Here is a 17,547-nt window from a genome sequence, read left to right as displayed (position 1 = left end):
TTTCCTAAACCCGCCAAATCCGCAAACAAACCTGGCCACGCCTGAGTGGCGATCGAAGCACGAAACACACTACCTTTGGTCGACACGCTCTTCGTCGATCAGGATGCGTTCGGCACTGCCGTCGAGATCCTCATACTGGCCGCTACGCAAGGCCCAAAGGAAGGCAAGGAGTCCGGCTCCACCGAGGAAAAGTGCTACCGGGATGAGGACGATGAGGTTGCTCATTATGCCGGCCTTCCGATCAGCCTGGCCGGAGCAACACGCGGCTCCTTCCCGGCAACGGAGCGGTCGCCGGTCAGCCGCATGGCATTGGCGATGACGACGATCGAAGAGAGCGACATGGCTATGGCCGCAACAAGCGGTGTCACGTAGCCGAAGATTGCGATGGGCACCGCGACGAAGTTGTAGGCGATGGCGAAGGCGAGATTCTGCCGGATGAGCCGGCCTGCCTTGCGGGAAATATCCAGCGCGAAAGGGATCACCGTGAGGCTTTCACGTAGGAAAACGAAGTCCGCGGCGTTGCGGCCAATGTCGGCCGCGGTCGCTGGCGCCATCGAGACATGGGCGGCAGCCAGGGCGGGCGCATCGTTCAATCCGTCGCCGACCATCAGGACCTTGCGGCCCCTGTCGGCAAACGCCGCGATGCGCGCCACCTTTTCGCCCGGCAGCATTCCGGAGCGATAGGCGTCGATGCCAGCTTGTCCGGCAGTTACTTTTGCATTCGCGTCATGGTCACCGGTCAGCATCTCCACCACCAGGCCCTGCCCTGCCAGTTCGGCGACTGTCTCTGCGGCACCGGCACGCAGCCGATCCTCGCAGACAAAGCTGGCGCGCAGAACGCCGTCACACGACAGAACCGTGCCCATCGCCTCAGCCCCATCGTCGAGTGCCCATTGCGCGCGGCCAAGCCGCCAGACGGAACCGTTCATCGATGCCTCCAGTCCGAAACCGGGGACTTCGTTGACCGCATCCAGGATCTGGGACTTCATCGACACGTCACGATTGGCTTCCGCGATAGCTCGTGCGACGGGATGTCTCGAATGCATGGCCAGTTGCGCGGCCACGGCCATATCAGCAGGTATTATGCGGTCGCCGTTCACCAGCCGGAGCGTGCCGAGCGTCAAGGTGCCGGTCTTGTCGAAAATAACGGTGTCGATGCCCGCCAGCCGCTCCATGGCCGAACCGTCCTTGACCATGACACCCTGTTCGAACAGGCGGCGCGCGGCCACCACCTGCACGATCGGCACGGCCAGGCCGAGCGCGCAGGGACAGGTGATGATGAGGACGGCAATGGCGATCACCATCGCCCTATGCCAGTCGCCGGAAGCGAACAGCCAGCCCAGGAAAGTGATCAGCGCGGTCAGATGCACGACGGGCGCGTAAAGTGCCGATGTTCGGTCGGCGATGCGACGGTAGAGGGCCCGGCCGCCCTCGGCGGCTTCCATCAGACGCACCATCTCGGCGAGGAAGGAATCCTTCGCGGCAGCAACCGCTTCCAGGGTCAGCGCTCCGGTGAGATTCAACGTGCCCGCCTGAAGCGCCGTGCCTTTGCCGACCGGTTCCAGCTCGCTTTCGCCACTGACCAAAGAACGGTCGACTTCAGAGGCGCCTTTTATCACCAACGCGTCAACTGGCACGCGTTCACCGGCGGCAACGAGGATCACGTCGCCCTTGGCGATCTCCTCGACCGGTACATAGCTCAACGTACCGTCGCAGGCGACAATGGTGGCGCCGCGCGCGGCCAGGCGCCTCAGCCCACTCACGGCGGTACGTGCCTTCTCGCGCATGACATGGTCGAGCGTGCGGCCGATCAGCAGGAAGAACAACAACGAGACGGACGCATCGAAATAGGCATGCGGACCATGGTTGATCGTTTCGTAGAGGCTAAGGGCATAGGCCAGCGTGATGCCGACGGCGATAGGCACATCCATGTTCATGCGGCCGCGGCTCAATGCGTTCCAGGCCGAGCGGAAATAGATGCGCCCTGCGAAGGCAAGCGCGGGGATGGCAATCAGCGCCGAAACCCAGTGGAACAGGTCGCGCGTGGCATCCGTTGCGCCGGACCAGACCGAGACCGACAATAACATGATGTTGGTGGCGGCAAAGCCAGCTACCGCTACGGCCCGGATCAGTTCGGACAGTACGGGATCCTTGCCACTGTCGTTTTCGCGGTCGAACAGATGCGCTTCGTAACCGAGCCTGGAGAGCGTTGCCACCAGCGGCGGAAACTCGCCTTCGCGCAGCCGCACGGAGACCCGCTTGGTCGAGAGGTTCACACGCGCGCCAGCGACGCCCGGCAGTTTCTGCAGGGCCGTCTCGATTGTACGGATGCAGGCGGCGCAATGCACCTCGGGGACGGCGAAGTCGACCTGTACCAGGCCGCCGCCGAGCGAACGGCTGGCCAGCCTGATCTCATCGATGGACGGACCGCCTGAGCGGTCCAGTTCGAGCGCGGATTCGGCCCCTGGTGCGCAGCAGCTCATTGGATCGCTCCGTTGCGGACGAAGACGCGTTGCACCTGCCGGTAGGGCGAAGTCCGTCCGATATCTGCGTCGACCTCGACGATCCACGCGCCATCGCGCACGGCTTGTCGTGCGCTGAAGGCTCCGCCCGGTTCCGGCATGAGCTCGATGGTGCGGTCTTCGGCATCGGAGGCCGGATGACGGAACGCTACCTTCACGCTGGTGGGCAGAACCGGTTTTCCAGCAGCATCAAGCAGCGTGTAACGGACGACGCCATCGGCAACCGTCAACCTGCCTTGCCAATGCAGTGCCGCCTGGGCGCGTCCCTCTTCCGCCTTCCTGTTGAATTGCTGGCTGGCGACATAGCTGTTCTGCACCACCAGCCCTGTCCAACTCGACCGCGCCAGCGTGGCCATCGTCATGTTGACCGCAATGATGACGCCGAAGAAAGTGAGTGTGATGATCAGCATGTGGCGGCCGGTGAATTCACCGGTGGAGCGACGGCGCACGGTCATTTCGATGCCTCCGGAGCGATAAAGGTCGCGTCATAGCTGGCGGTCTCGTCGCCCGCCGCATCCCTGGCGACGAAGCGGAACCCCGTACTGCCGGGCCGCATCAGATCGCGCGGCTGCCGCACATAGACTTTGAGCGACTTCAGGCGGTCCGGCTCGACCTCCACGGCGAGCGTTTCACCTTCCGCCTGCTCAGTGCCGACCGCGTTCATGGCGCCCCCTTGCAACCCCTCCAACGTGATCTGGACGGTGCGCGGTTCGGGGATCATGTTGAGCAGCTTGACGGTGTAGCCGTTGCGGATGGCGCCGTCCGACAGCACCACGAATTGCGGGTTACGGTCATGCAGGACGTTGAGTTGCAGCCGTTCCCGCGTCAGCAAGGCATAGAGCATGGCAAAGCCGATCAGCGCCCACACGGCGGTGTAGACGAAGGTACGCGGCCTGAAGATCTTGCCGAGATGGAATTGGGCGACCCGGTCGGAGAGGCGCCCGCCCGGCTGTCTGATCAACGCCGGTTGGATGGCATGCGCACCGTTGCCGGTGGCGAGCGCCATGTTGGCATTGTAGTCGTTCAGCGTCGCATAGGCGATCAGGCCCCGTTCCTTGCCGATCTTGTCCATGACGCCGTCGCAGGCGTCGATGCACAAGGCGCAAGTGATGCATTCGAGCTGCTGGCCGTCGCGGATATCGATGCCCATCGGGCAGACGGCGACACAGGCGTTGCAATCGACGCAGTCGCCGACGCTCTCGCCAGCGGCGGCCGCCTTCTTGGCGTGACGCGAGCGCGGTTCGCCGCGCCAGTCGTTGTAGGTGACGGTCAGCGAATTCTCGTCGAGCATTGCTGCCTGGATGCGCGGCCAAGGGCACATATAGGTGCAGACCTGTTCACGCATCAGCCCGCCGAAAGTGTAGGTCGTTGCGGTCAGCACGGCGATGGTCATATAGGCAATGGCAGCCGCCTGGCCGGTCACCACTTCGCCAAGCAGTGTCGGCGCATCGGCGAAATAAAAGATCCAAGCACCACCGGTCGCGATCGCTATGAGTAGCCAGATGGCATGCTTGGCCATACGCTTGGCGATCTTGCCTGCGGACCAGGGAGCATCCTCGAGCTTGATGCGGGCGTTGCGGTCGCCCTCGATGGCGCGTTCAACCACCAGGAAGAGGTCCACCCAGACGGTCTGCGGACAGGCGTAACCGCACCAGGCGCGCCCAACCGTCGACGTGATCAGGAACAGGCCGATGCCCGCCATCACCAGTAGGCCGGCGACGAAGAAGAACTCCTGCGGCCAGATCTCGATGAAGAAGAAATAAAAACGTCGGTTGGCGAGATCGACCAGCACCGCCTGATCGGGAGCATAGAGACCACGATCCCAACGCAGCCATGGCGTCAGATAGTAGATGCCCAGCGTGACCGCCATGACGATCCACTTGAAACGGCGGAACTGGCCGGAAGCTCGCTTGGGAAAGATCTTCTTGCGCGCCGCATACAGGGGCTGGCGGACCTTGGCCGAATTGACCGCCTCCGCTTCCAACCTTTCGACCTCTTCGACATCAAGCATCATGCATTCCCGCGCTTCTCGTCCTGCATGCGCCTGCCAGCGCGGCCTTGCCTTGACCGAGATCAAGCATTCGATGCGCTGTCGGGACCCGCCTTTCGACGGGTCCCGTCGCTGAGCCCCAGGGGAACAGATTTAGGCGGACCCTATTCCCCTCCCCCCAGCGAATGCACATAGACTGCCAGTTCCTTGACCTTGACGTCGCCGAGGCGTGCGCCCCAGGCCGGCATGACGCCGTTTTTCGGTGCCCTCACCTGCTGGGCGATCGCCCGCTCGCCGGAACCGTAGAGCCAGATCGCATCGGTCAGGTCGGGCGCGCCGAGTTCGCGATTGCCCTTGGCATTGGCGCCATGGCAGGCGGCGCAACTTTCGGCGAAGACCTTGGAGCCTGGCTCCACTTTCGCGGGGTCGCTGACCGGCCCCGACAGGCTTGCCACATAGGCGCTGACATCGCCGATCTGACCGGCACTGAGCATTTCGGCGAAGGCCGGCATTTCCGAGGTATGGGTGTCGGGATCATCAGCGAAGCGGATACCGTGGGTGATCGTCTTATGGATCTGGTCGGCCGAGCCGCCCCATAGCCATTCGTCGTCGTTGAGGTTGGGAAAACCGGGCGATCCTTGCGCGCCCGAAGCATGGCACTGCACGCAGTTCACACGGAAGGTCGCCGCCCCGGCAGCGGTTGCGAAATCGCGCAGGCTGCCATCGGCCTCGATCTCCTTCACCGATTTCGCCTTGATCGCGGCGATGTATTTTTCCTGGGCAGCCCTGGCTGCTGCCAGTTCCCGCTTGACTTCCCCCCGGCTCGAATAGGCGAGCACGCCCTTGGTGGCCGACGTCAGAAGCGGCCAGGCCGGGTAGGCTACCGTGTAGGCGACGGCCCAGACGACCGTGGCGTAAAACGTCCACAGCCACCAGCGCGGCATCGGATTGTCGAGTTCGCGGATGCCGTCCCACTCATGGCCGGTGGTCGATACGCCTGAAACCTCGTCGATGTGTTTTTCGGTCATGGCTTGTCGTCCTCGAACGGGATCCTGGCTGCCGCATCGGCGTGCTGCTTGCTGCCGGGGCGAAGGGTGAAGAGCACCACGCCGATAAAGAAGACGGTCATGCCGAGCAGGCCCCAGCTATCGGCGAAGTGGCGCATGGCGGTGTAGGTTTCCATCTCGCGCCTCCGTCAGCGGTAACCGGCGGCTTCGTCATAGGTCGAGAAATCGACCAGCGTGCCTAGCATCTGCAGATAGGCGACCAGCGCATCCATCTCTGTCACCTGCTGCGGATTGCCGTCGAAGTCGCCGACCTTAGCCTTCGGATAGCGCTTGGCGAGCGCGGAGGTGTCGGCATTGGGATTGGCCTGAGCGACAAGATCGGCTTCAGCGTTGTCGATCATCTCCTTCGTATAGGGGACACCAACATCGACATTGGCGACGAGCTGCGTTGAGAAGCCCTTCGGCGACAGCGGCACATCCTTCAAGAAGGCGTAGCGCGGCATGATCGATTCCGGCACCACCGAGCGCGGATCACTCAGATGCTGGACATGCCATTCATTCGAGTAGCGGTCACCGACGCGGGCAAGGTCCGGTCCGGTGCGCTTCGACCCCCATTGGAAGGGGTGGTCGTACATGGACTCGGCCGCCAGGCTGTAGTGGCCATAGCGCTCGACCTCGTCACGGAAGGGGCGGATCATCTGGCTATGGCAGAGATAGCAGCCCTCCCGGATGTAGATGTTGCGCCCTGCCAGCTCCAGCGGCGAGTAGGGTCGCATGCCTTCCACCTTCTCGATGGTGTTCTCGAGATAGAACAGCGGCGCGATCTCGACGATGCCACCGACGGTGACGACCAGGAACGAGCCGACGAGCAGCAGCGTTGCGTTGCGCTCGATGAGCGCGTGTTTGTCCATCAAAGCCATGTGAGAACTCCTATTCGGCCGGCTGCAGGGCGGGTGTGGTGCCCGTGGTCGGCACTTCCTCGCGCTGATAGCCGCGGATGGTCATCAAGATGTTCCAGGCCATGATCACCACGCCGGAGAGGTAGAGCGCACCGCCGAGGGCGCGCATCACATAGTAGGGATGCATGGCGGCGACAGACTCGGCGAAGGAATAGACCAGGAAGCCCTGCTCATCGTATTCGCGCCACATCAGGCCCTGCATGATGCCCGACACCCACATGGAGGCGGCGTAGATGACGATGCCGAGCGTCGCCAGCCAGAAGTGCCAGTTGACCATACGCACCGAATACAGGCGTTCGCGGTTCCACAGGCGCGGCACCATGAAGTAGACCGCCCCGAAGGAGATCAGGCCGTTCCAGCCGAGCGCGCCGGAATGTACATGGCCGATGGTCCAGTCGGTATAGTGGGACAGCGAGTTGACCGCCTTGATCGACATCATGGGCCCCTCGAAGGTGGCCATGCCGTAGAAGGCAACCGCCGTCACCATCATGCGGACGATCGGGTCCGTGCGCAGCTTGTCCCAGGCGCCGGAGAGCGTCATCAGGCCGTTGATCATGCCACCCCAAGACGGCATCCACAGCATGATCGAAAACACCATGCCCAATGTCTGCGCCCAGTCGGGCAGCGCGGTGTAGTGCAGGTGATGCGGTCCGGCCCAGATGTACATGAAGATCAGGGACCAGAAGTGGATGATCGACAGCCGGTAGGAATAGACCGGCCGGTTCACCTGCTTGGGGATGAAATAATACATCATGCCGAGGAAGCCGGCCGTGAGAAAGAAGCCGACAGCGTTGTGGCCGTACCACCACTGGGTGAGTGCATCCTGCACGCCGGAGAACAGCGAGTAGCTTTTCGAGCCGACGAACGAAGTGGGCACCGCCAGGTTGTTGACCACATGCAGCATCGCGATGGTCACGATGAAGGACAAATAGAACCAGTTGGCGACATAGATGTGCGGTTCCTTGCGCTTCAGGATCGTGCCGAGGAAGACGGCGAGATAAGCGACCCAGACGACGGTAAGGAACAAGTCGATATACCATTCCGGCTCGGCGTATTCGCGGCTCTGGGTGATGCCGAGCAGATAACCGGTGGCGGCCATGACGATGAAGAGCTGGTAGCCCCAGAACACGTACCAGGCGAGATTGCCGCCGAAGAGACGCGCACGGCAGGTGCGTTGCACGACGTAGAATGAGGTCGCGATCAGCGCATTGCCGCCAAAGGCGAAGATGACCGCCGAGGTATGCAGTGGCCGCATGCGGCCGAAATTGAACCAGGGCTCAAGGTTGAGATCCGGGAAGGCCAATTGCAATGCGATGACGACGCCGACCAGCAGCCCGACTACCGCCCAGAACACGGTTGCGATGGCACCGTAGCGAATCGGTCCATCCATGTAGGCGGACTGATCCACCGGCTGTTCCGGTTCGAAACTGACATTGCGCAGGAGCACGATGGTGCCGATGGCCAGTACGGCGAACAGCACCCACATATGCGCACGGAACGGAGCGTCGGCAGCAAAGCCGGCGCCGAGCAACGCCAGGAACGTCGCCAGGGTCATCCAGGCAATTTCGGTTCCATATCTCATCGAGCGATCCCTCGGCTTGTCCAGCATCGAAACCGCATCGCCATGCGGTCTTCCTGTCTCCGTTTCCGACAAAGGGGAGGCGTCCGCCTTGATCCAGGTCAAAGCCGCGCACGGCACTCCTTGTCAGTCTTGACGGCTGGACAAGGGAGCGGAGGGCAGCCTGTGCGGGGTGAGAGACAGTTGAGGACGAAGGTGGCTCAGGAGCCGCCGACACCACGGATGGAAGGAGCCAGACCCGAAGAGGCCGGACGCCCGGCACGGGTCATGCAGCGCGTTCATGAAAACAAGCTCGCGCTCTGTGCAGCGCTCGAATCGGTAGCCGACGCCCTGCCCCGCGGCGTATGCCGGGCCGAGTGCCTGCGGATAGCCAGTCTGCTTGTGCCGCTGCTACGGCAAGCTCATGCCTATGAAGACGACATCATCTTTCCAGCCTTTGCAGTTGCCGCGCCCGATGCCTACCAAACCATCCATCGCCTGCGTGTCGAGCACGTCGAGGACGAAAGCTTTGCGGACGAAGTGACCGAGATCCTGTTGGCCGTCGGCCATGGCGAACCGATCGCCAATGCAGAAGCGATGGGTTTCATGCTGCGGGGATTGTTTGAAACGCTGAGGCGCCATATCGCCTTCGAGCGGGAGCATGTGCTGCCGGCTATTCTCGGCTAGAGCATTTTGTAGCCAAGCGGAATCACTTGGCGTCACAAAAATGCAACGAATACAAAAACTTAGAGCGATTCCTCGTTTCCGTGAAGAACGGAAACGCTCTAGACAACGGCCAACCGCACTTTAGTGTCCGGCGCGCGCTTCCAGCCTTTCGCGCCGCGTTACGGTGACATGACGATTGTTCTCGATGCTGATGATGCCTTCGGCGCGCAGCTTGGTGAACTGTCGTGAAACCGTCTCGATGGTGAGGCCGAGGAAGTCGGCAATGTCGGCGCGCGTCAGCGGCAGGTCGAATGTCACCTTTTCCTCGCCTTCGCCCAGGGTCGGGTCGATGTGATTGGCTATCAGGAGCAGGAAGCTCGCGACCTTCTCCGAAGCCGTCTTGCGGCCAAGCGTCAACATCCAGTCACGCGCCTCGTCAAGCTCCTTCAACGTCTGGCGCAGCAGCCGGTGTTCGAGCTCGGGGCTTTGCTTCATCATCCGCTCGATGGCGGCTTTCGGAAAGCTGCATAACGACACATCGGTCGCGGCTTCGGCATTGACTGCGCTTTCGCTCTTGAACGGTCGGCCCAGGAAATCGGGAGCGAATTGCAGGCCGACGATCTGCTGGCGGCCGTCAGACAAGGTCTTGGTGAGTTTCACCACTCCGGCGAGCACGTTGGAATAATGCTCCACCGTCTCCGTATCGCCGACCAGCTCGGCGCCCGACGCGATCGTCTGCTTTGAAGAGGTCTTGGCGAGCGCGACCAACTGATCGGAGTCGAGGGCGCCGCAGATACCTCGATGGCGTGCCTCGCATGCCTGGCAGAGAACCGGAATCCCCGCGGTATGGACGTCCTGTCGCAGGTTCATGCCAATCGCGCCCCCGCGTTGCTTTGCCCGTTCCTTCTAGCTTGTCCCGCCCAGAAAATCCCGCGTCAGTTTGTCTCCGGCGTGAATTGACCTGGATCAAGAGCCAAATCCAGCATTCAGCCCATGATAGCCGCCGAGAGAAATCAGTGATTTCGAAGGCTGCCATGCAGGACATTTTCCTCAATCGTTATTCGGCCCCGGTGCCGCGATACACCAGCTATCCAACGGCACCGCATTTCCACCAGGGCATCACGACGCAGACCTATCGCGACTGGCTTACGGCATTGCCTGCCGGCAGCACGCTGTCTCTCTACGCCCACGTCCCCTATTGCGACCGGCTGTGCTGGTTCTGTGCCTGCCATACGAAACACACGCTCTCTTATGGACCGGTGCGGCGCTACGTCGATGCCCTGCGCCGCGAGATCAGGACGGTGGGAGCCCTGCTCGATGGCCAGTGCGAAGTCAGCGCACTTCATTTCGGCGGTGGTTCGCCAACATTGCTCAGTCCGCAGGACATGATCCTGGTGGACACGGCGTTGCGCACGGCATTCCAGTTTCACCCCGACGTCGAAATCAGCGTCGAAATCGACCCCAACGACATGGACGACGGACGTTTCGATGCCTTGGCCGCGATAGGCATGACCAGGGCCAGCCTCGGCGTGCAGGACTTCGACGAAACCGTGCAGCAGGCGATCAACCGCGAGCAGAGTTTCGAACGGACTCGCTGGGTCGTCGACAGCGTCAGGGCGCGTGAGGTCTCTTCGGTCAATCTCGACGTGCTTTATGGCTTGCCCTATCAGACGGTCGCGACGGTCGCCCGCACCGTCGAACAGGTTCTCTCATTGCGTCCCGACCGGATTGCCCTGTTCGGCTATGCACATGTGCCCTGGTTCAAAAAACATCAGGCGATGATCAATGAGGCCGCCCTGCCCGATGCCTGCGAACGCCTTGCCCAATCGCAACTGGCGGCGGAGATGATTGCCGGCGCCGGCTACGTGGCAATCGGGCTGGATCATTTCGCATGGCCGGACGACAGCATGGCACGGGCTCTTGCGGACGGGTCGCTCAGGCGCAACTTCCAGGGCTATACGGTCGACGGTGCCGACGCATTGATCGGCCTCGGCGCTTCCTCGATCGGCCGGCTGCCGCAAGGCTATGTCCAGAACATGCCGGCGACCGGCGAATATCAGAAACTGGTCGAGAAGGGCGAACTGGCGACGGTGCGCGGCACAGAGCTCACACCACAGGACCGCGCCCGTGGCTGGGCCATCGAACGCCTGATGTGCGACTACGAATTCTCGCGTGCCGACCTTCTGGCGCTGTTCGGCGAAAGCGCGAGACCTGTCCTGCATGACGCGCACATCCTTGCAAGCGATCCCACGAGTGGATTCGTTGCCTATGGCGGCGACTTCCGCGTGACCGAGCAGGCCAAGCCTTTCGTGCGCTCGATCGCTGCGCATTTCGACAGCTATCTTGCGAAAGGCCGCGCTCGCCACTCAGCAGCGGTGTGACGGCGAGCACTGGACAGCGATTACTGCGGGTTTTCCAGACTGAACAGTTCGCTGTGCTCATCATAGGCGAAAAGCTCGGCGTAGCGCGCCCAGGAGATGACGGTCTTCAGCGTTTCGTCGGCATAGTCTTCCGACATGTAGTCTTCCAGTTCGTTGCGGAAGCGGGCGGCGGGCGCAACATGGGATGGGCGTTCGTCGAGCACACGGCGGATCAGGCCGACAAGCGGCACATAGGCAGAGATGTGCTCGGCGAACAGCCGTTTGCGTTCGTCCGTCTCCATATGGGCAAAGCGCTTTCCCGCTTCCGTCAATTCTATGTCGCCTTCGCTCAACTGGGCGAGACGCAGCAGCTGCAGCGCTTCGCCGAGATGGAATATCTCGTCGGCCTCCATCTGCAGGGCGCCGGCGAGGACCGGCAGATCGGCGCGCCCGTCATAGGGAGCCGCGGCCAGCGCCTCGATCAGACCGGCGAGCACGTTGGTCGAGACATGGGTCAGCACCATGCCCATGCCGGCGCCGGGAATGCCTTCCTTGGAAGGTGTACGCGACTCGGCGCGCTGCGTCATGATCGCGTAGATCGAATCGACCAATTGCCGGAAGACCGGATCGAGACGGTTGCGCGGATGCGGCAAGTCGACCTTCAATTCGCGCGCGACGCGCCCGGGATTGGAAGAGAAAACGAGGATGCGGTCGCACATCAGCACCGCTTCCTCGATATTGTGGGTAACGATCAGCACCGATTTGATCGGAAGCCGCCCTTCCACCCACAGATCGATCATGTCGGTGCGCAGCGTCTCCGCCGTCAGCACGTCGAGTGCCGAGAAGGGCTCATCCATCAACAGCAGATCGGGATGCACCACCAGCGCCCGTGCGAAGCCGACACGCTGGCGCATCCCCCCCGACAACTCCTTCGGAAAGGCATTCTCGAAACCGTCCAGGCCGATCAGGTCAATGGCCGCCAGCGCGCGCGCGCGGCGCTCGGCGCGATCGATGCCTTGGGCCTCAAGGCCAAGTTCGACGTTCTGCAGGACGGTAAGCCATGGAAACAGCGCGAAGGACTGGAACACCATGGCGATACCAGAAGGCGGCCCCTGGATTTCAGCCCCCCTGCACTCGGCTACTCCCGATGACGGCGCGACAAGGCCCGCGATGATGCGCAACAAAGTCGACTTGCCCGATCCCGAGCGGCCGAGCAGGCCGACCAGTTCGCCCTCGCGAATGGTCAGGTCGACATTTTCCAGCACCGTCACATCCTTGCCGCTGCCCTTCGGAAAGGAACGGGAAACCTGGCGAATATAAATGAGTGGCTTGTTGGCGACGTGATCCAGCATGACGAAGCTCTCCATGGCTCACGAAAGGCGCAGCCGGCGCTCGCCGAAAGCATAGAGCGGGCGCCAGACCAGACGGTTGAAGAACGTAACAAAGAGACACATGACGACGATGCCGAGCACGACGCGCGGAAAATCGCCAGCGGAAGTCGCCTTGGAAATGTAAGCACCGAGGCCGCGCGCCGTCAGCTGCTCATTACCCCAACTTGCCACTTCGGCGACGATTGAGGCGTTCCACGAGCCGCCCGACGCGGTGATCGCACCCGTAACGTAATAGGGGAAGATCCCGGGCAGGATCACCTTGAACCACCAGCGCCAGCCCTCGATGTGGAAGCTGCGTGCCGCCTCCTTGAGGTCGCTCGGAAAAGCCGAGGCACCGGCGATGACATTGAACAGAATGTACCATTGCGTGCCCAGGATCATCAGCGGGCTCAGCCAGATGTTCGGGTTGAGGTCGTAATGCACGATCAGCACCACGAACACCGGAAAGGCGATGTTGGCCGGAAAAGCAGCCAGAAACTGGACCAGCGGCTGCACCTTCTCCGCAAGCTTCGGGCGCAGGCCTATCCAGACACCGACCGGCACCCACAGCAGCGTCGCCAGCGTCATCAGCACGATGACGCGCGCCAGTGTGATGAATGCGTCGGTGAGAACGGTGGCGACATCGATCCAACCGATATTGGTCTTGAGATAGGCAATGCTGACATAAGCGCCATAGGCGGCGCCCAGGGTGATGAGGCCGATCCAAAGCCCGTCGGCCAGGCGCGAGCGGGCAGCGCTGTTTCCACCCTCCCTGGCTCCGAACGCCGGCCATGCCGGCAGACGCAGGATCCAAACCGTGCGCGTCAGCCAGGCAAGCGGCGTGACGAGAATGCGCACCAGCCGCGCGCGGCGTAGTAGGTCCAGCATCCAGGATTGCGGCGCGCCCGCTAAAGCTGTCGTCTCGAAACGGAACTTGTCGGCCCAGGCCACCAGCGGACGAAACAGCAACTGGTCGTAGAGGACGATGACCACCAGCATGGCGATGACGGCATAGACGATCGCGGCGATATCCTGCTGCTGGATGGCCAGCGCCACATAGGAGCCGACGCCCGGCAGGGTCACGGTGGTGTTGCCGACGGTGATCGCCTCGGACGCGACCACGAAGAACCAGCCACCCGACATCGACATCATGGCGTTCCAGACTAGGCCAGGCATGGCGAAGGGTACGTCGAGGCGCCAGAAGCGCTGCCAGCCGGTGAGATGGAAGCTGCGTGTCGCTTCCTCCAGATCGGCCGGCACGCTGCGCATCGACTGATACATGGAAAAGGTCATGTTCCAGGCCTGGCTGGTGAAGATGGCGAACACCGAAGCCAGTTCCGCGCCAAGCACCGAGCCAGGGAACAGATTCAGGAAGAAGGTGACGGTGAAGGTGAGGAAGCCAAGGATCGGCACCGACTGCAGGATGTCCAGCATCGGCACCAGCACCATCTCGGCACGCCGGCTTTTCGCGGCGGCGGCGGCATAGATGAAAGCGAAGACCGTGGACAGCACGATCGCCAGAAGCATGCGCAGAGTGGTGCGCAGTGCGTAGACCGGCAGATTGGCAGGATCGAGCGAGAGCGGGGTCGCGTCGAGCGCCGACAACGGCTCGGTGGTGACTTCCGCGCCATAGGCAATGAGCACGATGGCTCCCACCACCAGCAAAAGCGCCATGATATCCCATGCGCTCGGCAGCACCGAACGCCGGATGGCCAGCGGAACGTATTTCTGGACCGGCATGACGCGCCCCCGAGCATGAAAGGGGAAATGGATGATTGTGAGCGACGGCTCCGTCTCACCGGCGAAGCTTTCGCGCAAAGTCCTATTTTCAGGCGTGTGTCGGCATTGTGACCGAGAACCGAGGCCAAGACACGAAAGCAAACACAAGAGCGTGAACGCTCGAAAAGTCGCGTCGAGCAGGCGATTGGTGGCAGGGTCAGCCCTTGACCGCCGAACTCACGATCGAGTCGACGAAGAAACGCTGCAGGAAGGCGAACAGGATCAATGGCGGCAACACGGCGAGCGTGGCGCCGGCCATGACCAGACCCGTGTTCATCGCGCCGCGATTGTAGCTCAGCAACCGGCTGAGGCTGATGACGATTGGATAGCTGTCCGCGTTGCCCTGCAGCACGGTGAGCGGCCACAGATAGCTGTTCCAGTGATAGACGAAGGCAAACAGGGCCAGCGCCGCAATGGCCGGCGCGACGGTCGGTGCCACGATCTTGAACAGGATAAGTAGTTCCGAAGCGCCATCCATCCGCGCGGCGTCGATCAAATCGTCAGGCACGCCGGCGATGAACTGCCGCATCAGGAAGATGCCAAACGCATTGGCGAGGTTGGGCACGATGATACCGGCTAGGCTGGCATTGAGGCCGATCGAGCCCACCATGCGGTAAAGCGGGATGAGCGTGACAATCGGCGGCAGGAACATGGTGGCGAGCAATGCAGAGAACAGCAATGTGCGGCCGGGAAAACTGTATTTGGCGAAGGCGTAGCCGGCCATCATCGAGGTGACCAGGATGCCGGCCGTGGTGATGCTGGCAATGACCAGGGAGTTCCACATCGAGCGGCCGACATTGACCACGCCAGCTACCTTCTCATAGGCGTCGAGCGTCGGCGTGCGCGGGAACCAGACCGGCGGTACCTGCATGCTTTCTGCAGTCGTCTTCAAGCTGGAGAGCACCATCCAAACCAAGGGGAAGGCGGATGCGACCGCCACCAGCAGCATCAGCGTGGCAAGCAGAGCTTTGCCTCCTGTCGGACGACGGCGCGACAAGACGGTCGATGATCCGGCCGGCGCGCTCATTCGTCATCCTTCCGACTCATGAAGGCGAACAGTGCGCACACCACGACGACGAGCGAGAGCATCAACATCACCGCCATGGCCGATCCCAGACCACCCTGGGCACGCTCGATGCCGACGCGCCGGATATGGTAGGTGAGCACATTGGTGGAGCCGACCGGCCCGCCCTGCGTGATCAGGGCCACCGGTTCGAACACCTGCACCGCATTGATGATGGCAATGACTGCGCTGAACAGCAGCGTGCGGCGCAGCAGCGGCAGCGTGATGAAACGAAATTGCTCAGTGCGGTTGGCGCCGTCGAGCGTCGCCGCCTCATAAAGGCTGCCGGGGATCTGGGTCAGGCCGGCAATGGCGAGCACGGTGAAATAGCCGACCTGTTGCCACACGTTCAAAAGCACGATCGAGATCAGCGCCGAGCGCGGCGAAGACAGCCAGGGCTGCGGATCGATGCCGATCAGGCCGAGCATCTGGTTGAACGGGCCTTCGCTCGGCGAATAGAGCTTCGACCAGACCAGCGCCACCGCGATCATCGGCACCATGTAGGTAGAAAATAGAACGGTCCTGAGCAGCGTGCCGCCACCAACATCACGCTGGTAGACGAGCAGGCCGAACAGGACCGACAGAGGCAGGATGATGGCGACCGACAGGGCGGTGTAGATCGCCGTATTGACCAAAGCGCCCTTGAAATCGCGGCCGACCGATGTCGACCCGAAGATGTCCTGGAAATTGGCCAGTCCGACGAAGCGGGCTTCCGAGAATGGCGTCTGTGTCGACCAGTCGTTGAACGACAGCCAGACCGTCAGAAGCATCGGCAGCAGGATGAAGACGCCGATCAGCGTCACGGCGGGCGCAAGCATGATGCCCGCCGAAGCGCGATAGCCATTGGTCATCGATTGCCTTCCGAAACCCTATACGCGTCAGAACAGGCTGCCACTACTTGGCTGCGCGTTCCAGAATGGAAATTGCATCGGCCTGCGCCTTCGCCTGTGCCTCCTTCGCAGAAACCTGACCGTACTGCAGCGCTTCCAGCGTCTGCTGCAGCGACTCCGAGAACTCCTGCCCGCCGGGGACAACCGGGAACGGCTTCGCATCGGAAAGAACGCTGACATAGCCTGCCAGAAATTCGGTGCCGAGCTTTTCCTTGTGCGCCTCGATGTCGGAACTGCGCGACGGCAGGATGCCCATCGACATCAGGATGTCGGACATGGCCGAGGCGCCGTTCTGGCCTGATTTCGCACCGTTCAGCCAGGCCAGGAAATCCCAGGCCGCCTTCTGCTCGGCCTCGCCGGCCTTGGCGTTGACCACGGTCATCCAGGAATAGGAAATCGAGTGCGGTTTGTCGCCGCTCGGACCGACCGGGATCGGCGCGGTGGCGATGTTGGCGAACTTGTCGCCCATGCCGGTCTTCAGCGCACTTTCCCACCAGTTGGCCATGATGATCATGCCAGTCTTGCCCGAGACGAAATTGTCGAGGAATGGGCCAGTGGTGTTGGCGTCGGCAGTGGCCATGGACGGATCACTCGACCCATCCTTGATCAGGCCATCGTAGAATTCGAACGTCTCGCCGGCCTGCTTGCTGTCGAGTGCCGGCTTGCCGTTCGCCACAAGTTCACCGCCATTGGAGACGAGCAGCGAGGCGAAGGGATGCACCACGCCTGCCGCCCAGGAATTGATCATGCCGAAGCCTTGCTGGCCGGCATCCTTCTTCGTCAGCTTCTTCGCCGTCTCGCGAAATTCCTCCCAGGTCTTGGGTGCAGCGTCTATGCCAGCTTGCTTGAAGAGCTCCTTGTTGTAGTTCAGCGCATAGACATCGATCTCGTTCGGGATGCCGTAGAGTGCACCACCCACCGAGGCCGCACTGACGACACCAGCCGGCCAGGCGCCTTTCACCTCGGCGGCAACCGCTTCCGGCGCCGGCGCAACAAGCTTGTCGCGCGCCAGTTCCGGCAGCCACAGATCGTAAATCCCTCCGATGGTCGCACCATCTGAACCGCTTTGCGAGCGCAATGTGGTTAGAAGATCGCCGAACGGCACCGCGCGCACGGTCACCGTCACATCGGGGTGGGTCTTGGAGTATTCCTTCGCCGCATTCTCCAGCAAGGCGACGGTCTCAGGCGACCAATGGGTCAGATAGGAGATGTTCACGGCGTCGGCCCATGCCGAGCCAGGGAGAAACGCCAGGCCCGCCGCCAACGCCAGTTTCGAAGTCCAGGCCATTCAATCCCTCCCATTGTCTGTCAAGGCGGCATGACGTTATGACAACAATGTGTCGTGACGCAAGCGTTAACTTAGCTCGGACAACCCAGGAAAAA

Annotated in this window: 16 protein-coding genes; 2 read left to right on the top strand and 14 right to left on the bottom strand. The window is 62.1% G+C overall.

What is annotated here, in order from left to right:
- Positions 1 to 69: 69 nt before the first annotated feature.
- The 8 genes from ccoS to ccoN all read right to left on the bottom strand — a co-directional run bounded on the left by ccoS (position 70) and on the right by ccoN (position 8,060).
- Positions 70 to 225: a cbb3-type cytochrome oxidase assembly protein CcoS gene (gene ccoS / locus L4923_RS14170; RefSeq protein WP_239366088.1), complete on the bottom strand. Its 156-nt coding sequence runs from the start codon at positions 223 to 225 to the stop codon at positions 70 to 72.
- On the bottom strand, positions 225 to 2,483 hold the full coding sequence (locus L4923_RS14165) for a cation-translocating P-type ATPase (RefSeq protein WP_239366085.1): 2,259 nt from the start codon (positions 2,481 to 2,483) through the stop codon (positions 225 to 227). The genes ccoS and L4923_RS14165 overlap by 1 nt, the downstream gene beginning before the upstream one ends.
- The gene (locus tag L4923_RS14160; RefSeq protein WP_239366082.1) at positions 2,480 to 2,977 is read right to left on the bottom strand and encodes a FixH family protein; all 498 of its coding nucleotides are present in this window, start codon (positions 2,975 to 2,977) and stop codon (positions 2,480 to 2,482) included. Before L4923_RS14160 ends, L4923_RS14165 begins: the two co-directional genes overlap by 4 nt.
- Positions 2,974 to 4,533 carry a cytochrome c oxidase accessory protein CcoG gene (ccoG, locus tag L4923_RS14155; protein ID WP_239366079.1) on the bottom strand — a complete coding sequence of 520 codons (1,560 nt, stop codon included), beginning with the start codon at positions 4,531 to 4,533 and terminating at the stop codon, positions 2,974 to 2,976. Before ccoG ends, L4923_RS14160 begins: the two co-directional genes overlap by 4 nt.
- A gap of 143 nt (positions 4,534 to 4,676) precedes the next feature.
- A complete protein-coding gene (gene ccoP / locus L4923_RS14150) occupies positions 4,677 to 5,540 on the bottom strand; it encodes a cytochrome-c oxidase, cbb3-type subunit III (RefSeq protein ID WP_239366076.1) in 864 nt (287 codons plus the stop codon).
- The gene (locus L4923_RS14145; RefSeq protein WP_239366073.1) at positions 5,537 to 5,695 is read right to left on the bottom strand and encodes a cbb3-type cytochrome c oxidase subunit 3; all 159 of its coding nucleotides are present in this window, start codon (positions 5,693 to 5,695) and stop codon (positions 5,537 to 5,539) included. Before L4923_RS14145 ends, ccoP begins: the two co-directional genes overlap by 4 nt.
- Before the next feature lie 12 nt (positions 5,696 to 5,707).
- On the bottom strand, positions 5,708 to 6,439 hold the full coding sequence (gene ccoO / locus L4923_RS14140; protein ID WP_239366070.1) for a cytochrome-c oxidase, cbb3-type subunit II: 732 nt from the start codon (positions 6,437 to 6,439) through the stop codon (positions 5,708 to 5,710).
- Positions 6,440 to 6,449: 10 nt separating this feature from the next.
- Positions 6,450 to 8,060, bottom strand: coding sequence for a cytochrome-c oxidase, cbb3-type subunit I (gene ccoN, locus L4923_RS14135; RefSeq protein ID WP_239366067.1), 1,611 nt, complete (start codon positions 8,058 to 8,060; stop codon positions 6,450 to 6,452).
- 264 nt (positions 8,061 to 8,324) lie between these two features.
- Between ccoN and L4923_RS14130 the strand changes: the two genes are divergently transcribed.
- Positions 8,325 to 8,723: a hemerythrin domain-containing protein gene (locus tag L4923_RS14130; protein WP_239366064.1), complete on the top strand. Its 399-nt coding sequence runs from the start codon at positions 8,325 to 8,327 to the stop codon at positions 8,721 to 8,723.
- Between the two features lie 120 nt (positions 8,724 to 8,843).
- Here the strand turns inward: L4923_RS14130 and L4923_RS14125 are convergent, their stop codons facing one another.
- On the bottom strand, positions 8,844 to 9,572 hold the full coding sequence (locus tag L4923_RS14125; RefSeq protein WP_239366061.1) for a Crp/Fnr family transcriptional regulator: 729 nt from the start codon (positions 9,570 to 9,572) through the stop codon (positions 8,844 to 8,846).
- Positions 9,573 to 9,736: 164 nt separating this feature from the next.
- On the opposite strand from L4923_RS14125, the gene hemN reads away from it, so the two are divergent.
- Positions 9,737 to 11,083 (top strand): oxygen-independent coproporphyrinogen III oxidase, encoded by a 1,347-nt coding sequence (gene hemN / locus L4923_RS14120; RefSeq protein ID WP_239366058.1) that lies wholly within the window; start codon positions 9,737 to 9,739, stop codon positions 11,081 to 11,083.
- A gap of 20 nt (positions 11,084 to 11,103) precedes the next feature.
- On the opposite strand, the gene L4923_RS14115 is transcribed toward hemN, so the two are convergent.
- The 5 genes from L4923_RS14115 to L4923_RS14095 form a co-directional block, all read right to left on the bottom strand.
- Positions 11,104 to 12,414: an ABC transporter ATP-binding protein gene (locus tag L4923_RS14115; RefSeq protein WP_239366056.1), complete on the bottom strand. Its 1,311-nt coding sequence runs from the start codon at positions 12,412 to 12,414 to the stop codon at positions 11,104 to 11,106.
- An 18-nt stretch (positions 12,415 to 12,432) separates the two neighbouring features.
- Positions 12,433 to 14,172 carry an ABC transporter permease gene (locus L4923_RS14110; protein ID WP_239366053.1) on the bottom strand — a complete coding sequence of 580 codons (1,740 nt, stop codon included), beginning with the start codon at positions 14,170 to 14,172 and terminating at the stop codon, positions 12,433 to 12,435.
- A gap of 196 nt (positions 14,173 to 14,368) precedes the next feature.
- Positions 14,369 to 15,238, bottom strand: coding sequence for a carbohydrate ABC transporter permease (locus L4923_RS14105; RefSeq protein WP_239366051.1), 870 nt, complete (start codon positions 15,236 to 15,238; stop codon positions 14,369 to 14,371).
- Positions 15,235 to 16,125 carry a carbohydrate ABC transporter permease gene (locus L4923_RS14100; protein WP_239366048.1) on the bottom strand — a complete coding sequence of 297 codons (891 nt, stop codon included), beginning with the start codon at positions 16,123 to 16,125 and terminating at the stop codon, positions 15,235 to 15,237. The genes L4923_RS14105 and L4923_RS14100 overlap by 4 nt, the downstream gene beginning before the upstream one ends.
- A 43-nt stretch (positions 16,126 to 16,168) precedes the next feature.
- Positions 16,169 to 17,452 carry an ABC transporter substrate-binding protein gene (locus L4923_RS14095; protein WP_239366045.1) on the bottom strand — a complete coding sequence of 428 codons (1,284 nt, stop codon included), beginning with the start codon at positions 17,450 to 17,452 and terminating at the stop codon, positions 16,169 to 16,171.
- Between the last annotated feature and the right edge of the window lie 95 nt (positions 17,453 to 17,547).

It is taken from the genome of Terribium retamae (assembly GCF_022347545.1).
GTDB lineage: Bacteria > Pseudomonadota > Alphaproteobacteria > Rhizobiales > Rhizobiaceae > Mesorhizobium > Mesorhizobium retamae.
The sequence above is the reverse complement of the archived record's forward strand: the minus strand, read 5'-3'. Positions and strand labels throughout refer to the sequence as shown.

Bases quoted from the DNA above. Each gene is read 5' to 3' on its own strand.
- L4923_RS14115 (WP_239366056.1), bottom strand. From the start codon at position 12,414: ATGCTGGATCACGTCGCCAACAAGCCACTCATTTATATTCGCCAGGTT.
- ccoN (WP_239366067.1), bottom strand. From the start codon at position 8,060: ATGAGATATGGAACCGAAATTGCCTGGATGACCCTGGCGACGTTCCTG.
- L4923_RS14100 (WP_239366048.1), bottom strand. From the start codon at position 16,125: ATGACCAATGGCTATCGCGCTTCGGCGGGCATCATGCTTGCGCCCGCC.
- L4923_RS14165 (WP_239366085.1), bottom strand. From the start codon at position 2,483: ATGAGCTGCTGCGCACCAGGGGCCGAATCCGCGCTCGAACTGGACCGC.
- L4923_RS14160 (WP_239366082.1), bottom strand. From the start codon at position 2,977: ATGACCGTGCGCCGTCGCTCCACCGGTGAATTCACCGGCCGCCACATG.
- hemN (WP_239366058.1), top strand. From the start codon at position 9,737: ATGCAGGACATTTTCCTCAATCGTTATTCGGCCCCGGTGCCGCGATAC.
- ccoO (WP_239366070.1), bottom strand. From the start codon at position 6,439: ATGGCTTTGATGGACAAACACGCGCTCATCGAGCGCAACGCAACGCTG.
- L4923_RS14110 (WP_239366053.1), bottom strand. From the start codon at position 14,172: ATGCCGGTCCAGAAATACGTTCCGCTGGCCATCCGGCGTTCGGTGCTG.
- ccoP (WP_239366076.1), bottom strand. From the start codon at position 5,540: ATGACCGAAAAACACATCGACGAGGTTTCAGGCGTATCGACCACCGGC.
- L4923_RS14130 (WP_239366064.1), top strand. From the start codon at position 8,325: ATGCAGCGCGTTCATGAAAACAAGCTCGCGCTCTGTGCAGCGCTCGAA.
- ccoS (WP_239366088.1), bottom strand. From the start codon at position 225: ATGAGCAACCTCATCGTCCTCATCCCGGTAGCACTTTTCCTCGGTGGA.
- L4923_RS14105 (WP_239366051.1), bottom strand. From the start codon at position 15,238: ATGAGCGCGCCGGCCGGATCATCGACCGTCTTGTCGCGCCGTCGTCCG.
- L4923_RS14145 (WP_239366073.1), bottom strand. From the start codon at position 5,695: ATGGAAACCTACACCGCCATGCGCCACTTCGCCGATAGCTGGGGCCTG.
- L4923_RS14095 (WP_239366045.1), bottom strand. From the start codon at position 17,452: ATGGCCTGGACTTCGAAACTGGCGTTGGCGGCGGGCCTGGCGTTTCTC.
- L4923_RS14125 (WP_239366061.1), bottom strand. From the start codon at position 9,572: ATGAACCTGCGACAGGACGTCCATACCGCGGGGATTCCGGTTCTCTGC.
- ccoG (WP_239366079.1), bottom strand. From the start codon at position 4,533: ATGCTTGATGTCGAAGAGGTCGAAAGGTTGGAAGCGGAGGCGGTCAAT.